The organism is uncultured Winogradskyella sp. (genome assembly GCF_937958655.1).
Taxonomy (GTDB): domain Bacteria; phylum Bacteroidota; class Bacteroidia; order Flavobacteriales; family Flavobacteriaceae; genus Winogradskyella.
Genome location: NZ_CALGNH010000020.1, coordinates 1 through 12,892, shown reverse-complemented (window position 1 = coordinate 12,892; position 12,892 = coordinate 1). Strand labels below are relative to the sequence as shown.

Sequence of the window (12,892 nt, the reverse complement as noted above, 5' to 3'; positions counted from 1 at the left end):
TTTTAGGCATTAAATAGTTGTTCTAAAATCTTTTTTGTTATTGCATACGTTGGTCTTACACCAGAAGTTCCTAATCCACCCGAAGCTAAAGTACTTCCTGTTTCTAAGGGATTGTCACTCGCATAATAAGCATATCTTACTTTTACATCTTCGTTTATACTTCCTCTAACCTTAGATGCCGCTTGGATGGCTTTCTGATAATGTGCGCCTTCCATCTCGAGGCCTATGACATTCCATGTAGAATTTTTAAAAAACTTTAAAATCTCTTTATTTTGAAGCGATGTTCCTAATACAGTAATCATAGTGCCTTCGTAAACATCAACTCCGCAATCTAATAAATCGTTTTTACTTAGTTCATTTTTAAATGGATAATTATCGGCTGTTCCTTCAAAAATATGAGCAGATGGTATCATTACATCTCCCTTACCACCTTCTAAAATCCCTGCTTTACCCATAATAGATATTGACTTAACATCTAAATGTATTTTCTTTCGATCAACGCTTATTGGTTTTAAAAGTTCGTCCATGGTTTCATAGGCTTGTTCACCAAAAGCATAATCCATAACACAAATAACCGCCTTATCTTCTACCTTATCTATTTTATATTTAAAATCTGTTTTAGAAAAATCAATTTTATCAGTATCAAAAATCTGAACATCTATATTGGAACCAGACGTATCTTTAATAAAAATCATTCCATTCTGCAACGCTAATTTTTCTACTTTATTACGAAGATTAGAACTTTTAGGGTTGCTCAAAGTCTCATAAATTTCAAAACTATTGTTTTTTGTAGTATTAGATTTTAGTGTACCCTTGGCAAAAATAGAGTTCATTACACTATGCATATTGGCGCTAATAATATGTATTGGTCGCTCTATCAGTCCATGCTTAAACAAAACGGCTTTGACATTATTTGCCCATATTTCTCCATGTATGTGGTGTCCTAAGCGTTCTCGTAAAACAGGACTAAACGTTATTGTTCTTTTATGTTCTTTTACAACTTCTTCTATTGCTAATTTACCCAACCAATAGACTATATTTAATAAACGCTCTGGTTGGCCCACTGTTGCAAATTTAGAATACACTTCTGATAATTCTTTAAATGTTCTTCCTAAAATAGTTGCCGTATGTGTTATTGCTATTTCCCGTTCTTTCTGCGTAAGTTTTTTGGTGTTTTTAACTATTGCCTCTAACTTCTGCCAATCTCTAATGGTTGTGCCTTCTTCGTCTACAATTACACGTTTACTTATTTTATGCGATTCAATAAATAAAAAAGTGAGGTGGGTTAAAATATCGTAAATTTCTGATCGTCCTCTTGTAATCTCAATATTCATCTGTTCGCTATCGATACGATAACAATTACGGCGTCTTTTAGAAGGTATTATAGGTTTAAAATGAGAGTCTCCATAACCTTCGTCACTGGTGAGGTTTATAAATTTGCATTCTTCTATGCCCTGTGGCAAACGATCTATAACATAAAGTAAGCCTTCTAATTCTGCTTTTTCTTCGCCTACAGATCCGTATATTTCTGGGCAGAGTAACAATAACGCTTCTCTTAATGTTTCTCCAGAAACACCCATAGGCTTGTAAAACCCACGATTGAATAAATGACGCATTGTAATATACATCCGTTCAATGGCGCTAGAGCTTTCTTGTGCTCTTGTTCGTCCTAGAGATTTATTGACTTTATCCATAAACTATTGCGTCTTCAAATATAGATTTATTTAATTACTTGTAACTTGTGTAATTCATCTGCTATTTTTCTGTCATTAGATAGACGCGGTATCTTGTTTTGACCACCCAACTTACCAATAGATTTCATGTAGTTTTGAAAACCTTCCTTCTTAATTTTAGTAACTACCAATGGCCTAAGTACCTTTCCTTCAATTAAATCTAAGTAATAGCTGTTCTGCTTTTTAAGGGAGTTTTCTAAACGATTAATAAATGCTTTCTCGTCAGTTGGTTCGTTTTCAAATTCTATAAACCACTCGTGATATGGTAAACCCTCTTCAGGATTAATTTTTGGAGCAACTGTAAACTCATTCACTGAAATATCTGTACTCTCGGTAGCCTCCTTAAGTGCTTGCTCAACTTCCTTACCAATAACATGTTCTCCAAATGCTGAAATAAAATGTTTTATCCTTCCGCTTACAATAACACGATAGGGTTTTAATGAAGTAAACTGAACGGTATCTCCAATATTATAAGCCCACAGCCCAGCCGTAGTTGAAATAATCATAACGTAATTGACTCCAATCTTAACGTCTTTTATAGTGATGCGCTCTGGGTTATTTTCAAAAAAATGCTCTGCTTCAATAAACTCATAAAATATGCCTGAATTCAACTGCAGCAACATTCCCTTTTCATGCTGTTTATCCTGAAACGCAAAAAACCCTTCACTAGCCGGGTAAAGCTCAATACTATCTACTTTTCTGCCTATCATATTTTCAAACTTAGACCGATAAGGCTCATAATTAACGCCTCCAAATATGAATAGATTGAAATTTTTAAAAATCTCACCTACCTTTTTATTGCGCTTTTCAATCAATTTTTCAAAATACATCTGTACCCAAGATGGAATCCCAGATATGATTGTCATATTTTCATCGACGGTTTCCTCTACGATAGCATCTACCTTAGTTTCCCAGTCTTCTATGCAATTGGTTTTTAGGCTTGGCATTCTGTTCTTTTGAAGATATTTAGGAACATAATGCGCCACAATGCCAGATAATCTACCAAGCTTTATGCCGTTTTTTTCTTCGAGAATTGGGCTTCCTTGTAAAAAAATCATTTTACCATCTACAAATTTTGAATTGCCAGTTTCATTTATATACATTAAAATGGCATTTCTAGCGGCTTCTACATGCGTTGGCATACTGTCTTTGGTAATAGGAATATATTTAGCACCTGAGGTTGTGCCAGAAGTTTTGGCAAAATAGATGGGCTTACCTTTCCAAAGTACATTTTCTTCGCCTTTAACCACACGCTCCACATAGGGTTTTAATTCTTCATAATCTCTTACAGGGACATATTGTTTAAAATCTTTATAAGAGAAAATAGTGTTGAAGTTGTGATCTTTACCAAAAGCTGTGTTTTTAGCCTCTGAAATTAAATGACCAAACACCTTTTGTTGCGTTTCGACTGGTTTAGAAGACCATTTATGTATACGTTTAGCAACGTATTTTGCAAACGGTTTAGAAAGTGATGCTTTTAATGAAGGCATTATCTAAAGTCAATAAAATTAGTAGGATTTACAGGGTAACCCTTACTCCATAATTCAAAATGTAAATGTGGGCCAGTACTCAGCTCTCCGGTATTACCAGACATAGCAATGACCTCACCTGCTTTTACCAAGTCCCCTTGTTCCTTAGTTATGGTTGAATTGTGTTTATATACAGAAATTAACTCTTGGTTATGCTCTAAAATAACAACATAACCTGTTTCAACCGTCCACTCCGCAAAAATCACTGTGCCGTCTGCAGTAGCTTTTACTGGTGTGTTAGCAGCAACAACAATATCCACTGCGTAATGTTTTTCTTCTATGTTATATGGCGCTGATAACGTACCGTTTACTGGAGGAAAAAGCACATAGTTTGAGGCTTTAAGAGCGGTATCAAAAACGTTGTATTTGTCCTCTTTTTCTATTTTTTCTCTCAATAAGGAATCTTCTCTATTGGTACTCACTGGTTTTATATCTACATCGTTTTTGGCCGCCTCAATAACAGAATCTCTGTTAAACTCTACTGTTTTTACATCGCCTGTTAATACTTTTTTAATGGATGCATAGTATTTTTTATTAATTTCCAATTCTTTAACCAAAGAATCTGTTTTGTAGTTTAAAGTAGAGGCTCTTTTTTTGAGTCTTGCAGACGAATAGCCTGGTATGTACTCTCTTAATGGTGTAAAGGCAATTAATAAAATGGTTAAGAACACCAATAAAATTGCTGAAACAGAGGTTAAAACAAACACATTAAGTCTGGTTAGCTTAATTGCAAAACGTTCTTCAAAAGTATCTTCATTTAAAATGACTAAACGATACTTATGCAATAGTTTTTTTGCTAACTTTTTATCTTTTTTGTCTTTTTTTGCCATTAAAACAAAATTAGTTAAAATTGTGAAATAGCTTTAGCTTAAAGTGCTAAAGTTAGCTTTTCAGCGTTATTATTAAACTATAATTACTAACTTTGTAGTCTAAATAAGAAATTATGATCTCAAGTTCAATATTTTTAGGTATGCCAGGCCCAGGGTCAATGGTGCTGATTATTGTGGCAATTTTACTTTTATTTGGTGGGAAAAAGATCCCTGAGTTAATGAAAGGGCTTGGAAGCGGAATTAAAGAATTTAAAGACGCAAGTAAAGAAGATCCTGCTGAAGGCAAAGAAAAAGAATAGTTTTCCTTGTTAAAGAATATAAAAAAAGCCAACTTAATTAAGTTGGCTTTTCTATTTATTTAATTTTTATAGATTTTATTATCGCCTCTAGCTCAAACACATATTCACTCTTATTGAGTGATGGAGCATATACATAGCCATCGGCAATTAAATAGCGCTCATTAACTTTATCCTCAATGACGTAAGTTATAAAAGGGCCTGCCATAGTATAGCCTTGCATTCTCCATAATCCTCTTACTTCGTAAGCTGGCTTATTATCTATTATGGTTTTAAACATGGATGGTGCATATATATCATCTACGGCCATATAGATATCGTCCTCACCTGGTATTTTTGTTTTAGTAATGTTGTTACGTACATTTATTATATCTACTATAGTACTATCTCCTTTAGAAATAGAATTTAATGGAACCTCATAAAACATAAGTTCTATTGTTTTAGAGGTACTTAAATTTTTTCTCACCCAGAAAAAATCTTCAGCTGCTTTACTGATTCTATAAGCCGATGGAATATCAATACTAAAACCTAATTGTTTTTCCATTTTTTCATCAGCAAGTAAGGATAAACTTATGCGTCTCTGCTTTTCTTTAACCTCTTCTTTATTAAAGGCATCTATTATTTTAACCTTTATTGTTTTTATCTGACTTATAATAGCGTCATTTGTTAGCCCTCCAATAACCGCTAGGGTTTGTGGTTTAGCAAATGCATCCTTAACTACTTTAGTTTCTGATGCGTCGTCTCCCTTTTCGATCTTTAAAACAATTCTGCTTCGGGTTGCAAAACCATCGAATACCTGAGGAGGAATTTGACGTATCATAAACTTTGGTTCATCCACTGGTAAACCATTAATTGGTGCTGCAAAAACAGACCTTATAGTTTCGCCAACATTACCATCCCAAAGCTGATTATCAATTACAACGGATATACTATTGAGGTTACCATTAGATGCTGGTAAATAGGTCGTTCTGTCTTCCTTTTTTTCTTCTCCACATGCTACTAATAATGCACAAATAAATAAAGTGTATACGATTCTCATAACATTAAAATTTTTGTCGGTTATTTACTCTGAAATGATTAAGGTCATTCCGATTTTGAGTTTACTACCACTAATATCGTTCCAATCTTTAAGATTTTGAACAGAAATACCAGAAAATTTTTGTGATATACTCCAAAGGGAATCGCCAGATTGCACTATATATGTTTTTTTACCTTTTGTATTTAATACTTTTTTAGGCTTAGTTTTTACCGTAGTACTCGGATTTTTTGGGTATATGGTTAAACGCTGTCCTATTTTTAAATTGTTACTTCGTAAGCCATTCCAACGTTTTAATTGGCTTACTCTTACTCCGTATTTTCTGGCAATTTTACCTAAATAATCTCCACTTTTTACTCTATATCTCACTTTGGCATCCGCATTAAATAATTGTGGTAAAGGTTTTTCGCGTTTGTTAAACTCGGCATTGGCAAAGGCATATATTTTGTCCTCGTTTGATGTAAATATACCAACAGCTTCTCTTGGTAAGCGTAGCGCATAGGTTTTACCCTCTAATTTAGGAATAATATCTAACTTGTAGGCAGGATTTAAGAACTGAAGCTCTTCAATCTTTACTCCAGTAGTTTCAGCAACTTGGTCTAAGCTTATCATTTGCTTAACATGAATGGTATCCGTCTGTATGTGCTGAAATAGCGGTCGCTCTGGTTTAAAGCCATGTTCTTTGGCAAACTCAAAAATATACATGGTGGCTAAAAATGCTGGTACATAACCTGCAGTTTCTCTTGGAAGGTTTTGTCTTATATTCCAATAATTTTTATACCCACCTGATCGCCTTATGGCTTTGTTTACATTACCTGGACCCGAATTATAAGCTGCCAGTGCCAAATCCCAATCGCCAAATATTTTATAAAGTCTAGACAAATACTGCGCTGCTGCTTTTGTAGATTTTATTGGGTCGCTACGCTCATCAACATAACTGCTAACATCTAACTTATATTCTTTACCTGTACCGAACATAAATTGCCACAATCCTGTAGCTCCAACCCTAGATTTGGCTTTTGGTTTTAAGGCCGACTCAACAATAGAAAGGTATTTCATTTCTAAAGGCACATTGTAATTATCGAACTCAGCTTCAAACATCGGAAAATAAAAGTGGCTAAGTCCCATTAGCCGCTCCATAGAGCTTCTTCTGTGTTTTAAATACCGCTTAATCACATTTTCTAGTGATGGATTGTATTCAACATTAAAAGGGGTTCTTGCATTTAAGCGTTTTAGTCTTGCTTTTAACGTGTCTGTGGTTAACTCTGGATAATCTACAGGCTCGTAAGTAAGTTCTGAAACCGACTTATAAATAGTATCAAACAAAGCATTGCTATACAATTCATCTAACCATTTTTGGTCTAATTCTAATGCTTCTGGTAAATCTGTAAGCTTATTAATCTCAATAGCTTTATTTTCTGGCGGAATCTGCTTATTTAGCTTTGTTGGTGCACCATCAATTTGTGGTTTACTTTCTATTGGCTGACTTACTTTACTTTTAAACTCTTTATAATAGTTAATACCATTGATTATGGTATCTTTTTCATAACTTTTACCTGGCTCAAAATCTTCTTTTGTAATTCTATCTGTTATATTACTATTATTTTCTTGTGCAGTCCCTAAAAAAAAGGCTGACACAAAACAAACAACACTAAAATGTCTCAAAATTTTCATGATCAAACAAGGTTAAGCCCTATCAACTTAAAGGGTTCTAAATATAGTATAATAAAATTCTAATTTAAGATCGCTGCTATTCCAGGTAAGGTTTTTCCTTCTAAACTTTCTAGCATAGCACCACCACCAGTACTTACATAACTTACTTTATCTTCAAATCCAAATTGCTTCACTGCTGCTACAGAATCACCTCCACCCACTAAAGAAAATGCACCGTTTTTAGTAGAATTTGCGATAGATTCACCAAGTGCTATGGTGCCTTTAGAGAAACTTTCCATTTCAAAAACACCAAGAGGACCATTCCAAAGTATGGTTTTACAGGAATTAACCACGTCATTAAAGTTTTGTAGCGTTTGAGGGCCAGCATCTAAACCTTGCCAACCGTCAGGTATTTGTTTTACGTCGCAAATTTGTGTATTAGCATCGTTACTAAAATCATCTGCGGCAATAACATCTACTGGTATATGTATTTTTACGCCTTTAGCTTCGGCTTGCTTCATAATATCTAAAGCCAATTCCATTTTATCATCTTCGCATATAGAATCACCAACCTTTCCGCCTTGTGCTTTTATAAAAGTATAGGTCATTCCTCCACCAATAATTAAGTGGTCTACCTTATCTAATATATTTTCTATTACGGTGATTTTTGAGGATACTTTTGCTCCTCCAAGAACTGCTAAAACTGGTTTTTCACTGTTATTAAGGACTTTGTCGATACTTTCAATTTCTTTAGCCAATAAATGACCAAAACATTTTGCTTCTGGAAAAAACTGCGCTACAATAGTGGTTGATGCATGTGCTCTATGTGCAGTACCAAAAGCGTCATTAACATAAATATCACCAAGTTTTGAAAGCTGTTCTGCAAAGTCTTTATCGCCTTGTTTTTCTTCCTCGTGAAAGCGCAAATTTTCTAATAGCAAAATTTCACCAGGCTCTAGAGCATTTGCCTTTTCTATGGCCTCTTCACCAACACAGTTACCAGCAAACTTTACTTCAACACCAAGCGCGTCTTCTATTTTTGAAAGAATATGTTGTAATGAAAATTCTTCTTGTACACCTTTTGGTCGCCCTAAATGAGACATTAACACACAACTTCCTCCATCTTCTAAGATTTTAATAATGGTAGGTTTTGCAGAATTAATTCTTGTGGCATCGGTAACCTCAAAATTATCATTTAATGGTACATTAAAATCTACACGTATTAGTGCTTGTTTATTGTTGAAGTTGAAGTCGTTTAGTGTTTTCATTTTATAGAATTAGTGTAAAATTGAATAATTAAAGTGTGCAAAGATAAAGATTACACAGGACAAAAAAATTATATAGTTTTGCGCTATGCAATTTTCAGACGTTTTAGGTCAAAAACATATTAAAAACCATCTTACCACTAGTGTTGATGCTGGCAGAATTGCACACGCACAATTATTTGTTGGCTCTGAAGGTTCTGGCACTTTGCCAATGGCTTTAGCCTACGCACAGTATTTGTTGTGCGGCAATACTAATAGCGAAAATACGGGTGGTAATGCATCTTGCAATCTTAAGTTTAAAAATGTATCGCATCCAGATTTGCATTTTGCTTTTCCGGTAACTACTAGTGACAAAGTAAAAAGTAAACCTGTTTCTAGTTATTATTTGGAAGAATGGCGACAACTTCTAGACCAGCAACCTTATGGTAATTTATTTGACTGGTACAAACTATTGGGTGTTGATAATAAGCAAGGTCAGATTGGTGTTGATGAGGCGCATCAAATAGTAAAAGCTTTAACCCTAAAATCTTATGAAGGAGGCTACAAAGTCATGCTAATTTGGATGGCGGAAAAGATGAATACAGCTGCCTCCAACAAGCTTTTAAAGCTGATAGAAGAGCCACCAGAAAAAACAATTTTTATATTAGTTGCTGAAGATGAAGAACAAATCATTAACACCATTAGGTCGCGATGCCAGATTTTACATTTTCCTCCATTAGCAGAAGAAACCATTGCAGAGGCCTTAGTGGCTAAATACCATATAGAAATGAGTGTTGCTGCAAAAATTGCCCACCAAGCCAATGGAAATTTTAACAAAGCCTGCGATTTAATTTATAAAGATAGTGAAGACATACAGTTTGAAAAATGGTTTGTTATTTGGGTACGTTCTGCATTTAAAGCGAAGGACAATAAGAGCGCCATACACGATTTAATTTCTTGGTCCGAAGAAATTGCCAAAACTGGCAGAGAAACTCAAAAGAAATTTTTAGCATTTTGTCTCAATTACTTTAGGCAAGCTATGCTTTTAAATTACAAGGCTAATGACTTAGTTTACTTAGAGCCTAAAGCGGCTAATTTTAAACTCGAAAAGTTTGCGCCTTTTGTGCATGGCTCTAATATTATTGAAATTTCTAATGAGTTACAGGACGCCATTTACCATATTGAACGCAACGGTAACTCAAAGATTATTCTTACAGATTTATCCATAAAGTTAACACGATTACTCCATAAAAAAAGCCAAGCATAAGCTCGGCTTTTTAGAGTAAGAACGTTGTTATTATTTGTCCGAAGTTTCTTTTTATTCTTCCGTTTCGTCTTCTAATGTTTTGGCTTCCTTTTTAGCTTCGTCCTTATTTTCATAAGCTTTATTTATGGCTTCTGTAAGGGTTTTAGTAATGTCTTTAGCCTCTGCTCCATACATTATACTACCAGCTCTATTTTTGCCGAATATAAAGGTATAACCATTCTTTTTACCATAATCGTCAACAAAGCCATTTACTTTTTCTAATACCAATTCTATTTCTGTATTAAAACTTTGCTCCATTTGCTGTTGCTGAAATTGCATCTGCTGTTGAATGGGTTGCCATTTTTGCTGAAATTTCTGGGATTCTTCTTCTTGCTTTCTTTGAGACATTCTACTTAATTTCATTTGTATCGTCTGTACTTCCATTTGATATACCTGACCAATACTGTCTCTCTTTTTGTTAAATGCGGTGCTTTGATCCTCAAATTTTTTCTCAATATCAATTTTCATTTGATAATCGTCTATCACTTTTGTGTTGTCTACAAAAGCAACTTTGTGTTGTTCTTGACAAGATGAAAAAGAAACTAAAACTATTAATGCTACTATTAGGTTTTTCATATTCGATTTAAATTAAATTTTTGCAAATGTATAAAAGTTAAGTTGTGTTTTACGAAAATTCTTGTTCATATATAAAATCTATGCTGCAGGTTATTTTTATATTAAAAACCTATTAATTCTTGTTCAAAATAATGCGTTTTAAGCGCATTTAAATTTTAAGACTTATACTTTATTGTTTTAGACAGAGATTGATTACTAGGCGGCTTATATTTAAGAATTTTGGTGTTTTAATATATATATGTGGGATGAATATTCCTTTGAGCGTCTTGCCCCATAATTTGAATGCCATCCAATCCAAAATGCTTTGAAGGGATTTATCCATCCCGACTTGTATTTTTCAGAAAGTAAGCTCACGTAATACGAATCAAATTTCAATGGTAATGTTTCTTTGAGATCAATCTTTTCCTTTTTAAAAAGTCGTTCTATTGATGTCTGCGAAAAATGCCAAAGATGTCTTGGTACATCATATGCTGCCCAAAAGTTTTTGTAGTGACTAGCATCATAACTTTTAAAATTAGGAACCGCTATTACTAAAGTGCCATTAGGTTTTAGAAGATGTTTAAACAACTTGATGTGCATTTCTATATTTGGTAAATGCTCCAATACATGCCAAAGTGTAATGACATCAAAACTGTTTGCTTCTAGCGTAGCTAAATGTTCTATTTCAAAAACTGAATTATTGGTTTTTAAATTGGCGATCTTTCTTGCGCTTTCGTTGGGTTCAATTCCTGTAATCTGCCAATTATCTTTTTGAGCTACCTCTAAAAAATCGCCAGTACCACACCCTATATCTAAAAGCGTTTTCTTCTCAATTTTGAATGAATTGATCAATTTTAGTTTTCGCTTCAATGAGATGCTTCGAACAAAATGATAAACCTTTTCTAACAGATTTCGTTTCGTATCAGTGTGTGAAATATAGTCTTCACTCTTGTAATATTCAGAAAGGTTTTCTGCTTTAGGTTGTGGAAACGTTTACAACATATCGAGTTCGTTATTATACAGCAGCTGAAAATCTTCTCCCGAAACGGAATGGTCTTTTACTATTAGATATATTGCTTTATGGTTTACCACTAATTCACAGATATTTTTCTTTTATACCCCTAAAGTCCCCTCAAGGAACATTTATCTAATTTGGCTATTTTTTGATTATCCGCTTTAGTGGACTTCAGGGGTGTTTTATAAATAAAGTTACATGTTCCACGTGGAACACAAACAATTATCTTCCTAAATAAACTAATAACACGGACACATCATTCGGAGATACTCCGCTGATTCTTGAGGCTTGTGAAATAGTGACTGGTTGAATTTCTGCTAACTTTTGTCTTGCCTCCATACTCATAGATTTTAGTTTTGAATAGTCAAAATCTGAAGGAATCTTTAGATTCTCAAGGCGATTAAGTTTGTCTGCATTGTTCTTTTCCTTCTCTATATAACCAGCATATTTAACTTGTATTTCCGTTTGCTCAATGACCTCGGTATCTAAATTATTATCAGAAATATAGCTTTGTACCGACTCCACTTTACGCATATCATCTATGGTAATATTTGGTCTTGCGTAAAGCTTAAACATTTTGTCCTGCTGTTTCACCTTAGCTGAATTCTTAGATTCTAAAACTGGATTTATCTCATCTGGCTTTACACTCGTGTCTTTAAAAAATTGAACAAAAGCATTGGATTTAGATTGCTTTTCTTCCATTCGTTTCAGTCGTTTTTCAGATGCTAATCCCAAATCATAACTTTTTGGTGTTAACCTAAAATCTGCATTGTCTTGTCTTAAAAGCGTTCTGTATTCAGCGCGTGAGGTAAACATACGATAAGGCTCTTCTGTACCCTTTGTGATCAAATCATCTATTAAAACACCTATGTAAGCTTCATCTCGTTTTAAGGTAAATGGATCTCTTTTCTGTACTTTTAAACTTGCATTTATCCCAGCCATGAGACCTTGAGACGCCGCTTCTTCATAACCAGTTGTCACGTTAATCTGCCCTGCAAAGAATAGACCTTCAACTAACTTTGTTTCTAGCGTATGCTTTAATTGTGTTGGTGGAAAATAATCATACTCTATAGCGTAGCCTGGTCTAAAGAATTTCACATTTTCAAAACCTTTTACAGATTTTAGAGCTTTATACTGAACATCCTCTGGAAGGGAAGTTGAAAACCCATTAACATATACCTCAACCGTATTCCAACCCTCAGGCTCTACGAATAATTGATGTCTATCCTTGTCCGCAAAACGATTAATCTTATCTTCTATTGAAGGGCAATATCTTGGGCCGACACTTTTAATTCTACCATTAAACATTGGTGAACGATCAAAACCTTCACGCAATAAATCATGTACATCAGGACTCGTATAAGTCATGTGACAAGAACGTTGATTCTCTAAAGGTTTCGTAATATCTAAATAGGAAAATTTCTCTGGATTGGTGTCACCTGGTTGTTCTATCATTACAGAATAATCTAATGACCGTCCATCTACCCTTGGTGGTGTTCCTGTTTTCATTCTACCCGAATCAAAACCAATTTCGATGAGCTCTTCTGTTATTCCTGTAGCAGCTCTTTCACCCGCTCTTCCTCCACCAAAGTTTTTATCACCGATATGAATAAGACCATTTAAAAATGTACCATTAGTCAATACAACGGTTTTTGCTTTAACTTCAATTCCCAGAGAGGTCTTAACGCCAGCAAC

Annotated in this window: 10 protein-coding genes and 1 pseudogene; 2 read left to right on the top strand and 9 right to left on the bottom strand. The window is 34.3% G+C overall.

Annotated features, from left to right (window positions below; genetic code table 11):
- Window positions 1–2: 2 nt before the first annotated feature.
- From Q0800_RS04325 to Q0800_RS04315, 3 genes are read right to left on the bottom strand one after another with little or no spacing between them, the layout of a single operon-like run.
- Window positions 3–1,694, bottom strand: a complete 1,692-nt coding sequence (locus Q0800_RS04325) for a hypothetical protein (RefSeq protein WP_299127922.1) — start codon at window positions 1,692–1,694, stop codon at window positions 3–5.
- A gap of 26 nt (window positions 1,695–1,720) precedes the next feature.
- Window positions 1,721–3,223, bottom strand: coding sequence for a GH3 auxin-responsive promoter family protein (locus tag Q0800_RS04320; RefSeq protein WP_299127921.1), 1,503 nt, complete (start codon window positions 3,221–3,223; stop codon window positions 1,721–1,723).
- Window positions 3,223–4,092, bottom strand: a complete 870-nt coding sequence (locus Q0800_RS04315; RefSeq protein WP_299127919.1) for a M23 family metallopeptidase — start codon at window positions 4,090–4,092, stop codon at window positions 3,223–3,225. The genes Q0800_RS04320 and Q0800_RS04315 overlap by 1 nt, the downstream gene beginning before the upstream one ends.
- 113 nt (window positions 4,093–4,205) lie before the next feature.
- Here Q0800_RS04315 and Q0800_RS04310 point away from each other — a divergent pair, with 113 nt between their 5' ends.
- The gene (locus tag Q0800_RS04310) at window positions 4,206–4,391 is read left to right on the top strand and encodes a twin-arginine translocase TatA/TatE family subunit (RefSeq protein ID WP_299127918.1); all 186 of its coding nucleotides are present in this window, start codon (window positions 4,206–4,208) and stop codon (window positions 4,389–4,391) included.
- Between the two features lie 55 nt (window positions 4,392–4,446).
- Here Q0800_RS04310 and Q0800_RS04305 read toward each other — a convergent pair whose 3' ends face one another.
- The 3 genes from Q0800_RS04305 to Q0800_RS04295 are packed head-to-tail and all read right to left on the bottom strand — an operon-like array spanning window position 4,447 to window position 8,345.
- On the bottom strand, window positions 4,447–5,427 hold the full coding sequence (locus tag Q0800_RS04305) for a DUF4837 family protein (RefSeq protein ID WP_299127917.1): 981 nt from the start codon (window positions 5,425–5,427) through the stop codon (window positions 4,447–4,449).
- A gap of 24 nt (window positions 5,428–5,451) precedes the next feature.
- Window positions 5,452–7,098: a lytic transglycosylase domain-containing protein gene (locus Q0800_RS04300; protein WP_299127916.1), complete on the bottom strand. Its 1,647-nt coding sequence runs from the start codon at window positions 7,096–7,098 to the stop codon at window positions 5,452–5,454.
- 59 nt (window positions 7,099–7,157) lie between these two features.
- The gene (locus Q0800_RS04295; RefSeq protein ID WP_299127913.1) at window positions 7,158–8,345 is read right to left on the bottom strand and encodes a phosphoglycerate kinase; all 1,188 of its coding nucleotides are present in this window, start codon (window positions 8,343–8,345) and stop codon (window positions 7,158–7,160) included.
- Between the two features lie 85 nt (window positions 8,346–8,430).
- Here Q0800_RS04295 and Q0800_RS04290 point away from each other — a divergent pair, with 85 nt between their 5' ends.
- Window positions 8,431–9,588 carry a DNA polymerase III subunit delta' gene (locus Q0800_RS04290; protein ID WP_299127911.1) on the top strand — a complete coding sequence of 386 codons (1,158 nt, stop codon included), beginning with the start codon at window positions 8,431–8,433 and terminating at the stop codon, window positions 9,586–9,588.
- 51 nt (window positions 9,589–9,639) lie between these two features.
- Here the strand turns inward: Q0800_RS04290 and Q0800_RS04285 are convergent, their stop codons facing one another.
- The 3 genes and pseudogenes from Q0800_RS04285 to mnmG all read right to left on the bottom strand — a co-directional run.
- Window positions 9,640–10,203, bottom strand: a complete 564-nt coding sequence (locus Q0800_RS04285; RefSeq protein ID WP_299127910.1) for an OmpH family outer membrane protein — start codon at window positions 10,201–10,203, stop codon at window positions 9,640–9,642.
- 210 nt (window positions 10,204–10,413) lie between these two features.
- Window positions 10,414–11,286, bottom strand: a pseudogene (locus tag Q0800_RS04280) (class I SAM-dependent methyltransferase).
- A gap of 133 nt (window positions 11,287–11,419) precedes the next feature.
- A partial coding sequence (gene mnmG / locus Q0800_RS04275) for a tRNA uridine-5-carboxymethylaminomethyl(34) synthesis enzyme MnmG (RefSeq protein WP_299127908.1) occupies window positions 11,420–12,892 on the bottom strand: 1,473 nt, incomplete at its 5' end.

Coding starts and splice junctions, on each gene's coding strand:
- Q0800_RS04325 (WP_299127922.1), bottom strand. CDS start 1,694: ATGGATAAAGTCAATAAATCTCTAGGACGAACAAGAGCACAAGAAAGC.
- Q0800_RS04320 (WP_299127921.1), bottom strand. CDS start 3,223: ATGCCTTCATTAAAAGCATCACTTTCTAAACCGTTTGCAAAATACGTT.
- Q0800_RS04315 (WP_299127919.1), bottom strand. CDS start 4,092: ATGGCAAAAAAAGACAAAAAAGATAAAAAGTTAGCAAAAAAACTATTG.
- Q0800_RS04310 (WP_299127918.1), top strand. CDS start 4,206: ATGATCTCAAGTTCAATATTTTTAGGTATGCCAGGCCCAGGGTCAATG.
- Q0800_RS04305 (WP_299127917.1), bottom strand. CDS start 5,427: ATGAGAATCGTATACACTTTATTTATTTGTGCATTATTAGTAGCATGT.
- Q0800_RS04300 (WP_299127916.1), bottom strand. CDS start 7,098: ATGAAAATTTTGAGACATTTTAGTGTTGTTTGTTTTGTGTCAGCCTTT.
- Q0800_RS04295 (WP_299127913.1), bottom strand. CDS start 8,345: ATGAAAACACTAAACGACTTCAACTTCAACAATAAACAAGCACTAATA.
- Q0800_RS04290 (WP_299127911.1), top strand. CDS start 8,431: ATGCAATTTTCAGACGTTTTAGGTCAAAAACATATTAAAAACCATCTT.
- Q0800_RS04285 (WP_299127910.1), bottom strand. CDS start 10,203: ATGAAAAACCTAATAGTAGCATTAATAGTTTTAGTTTCTTTTTCATCT.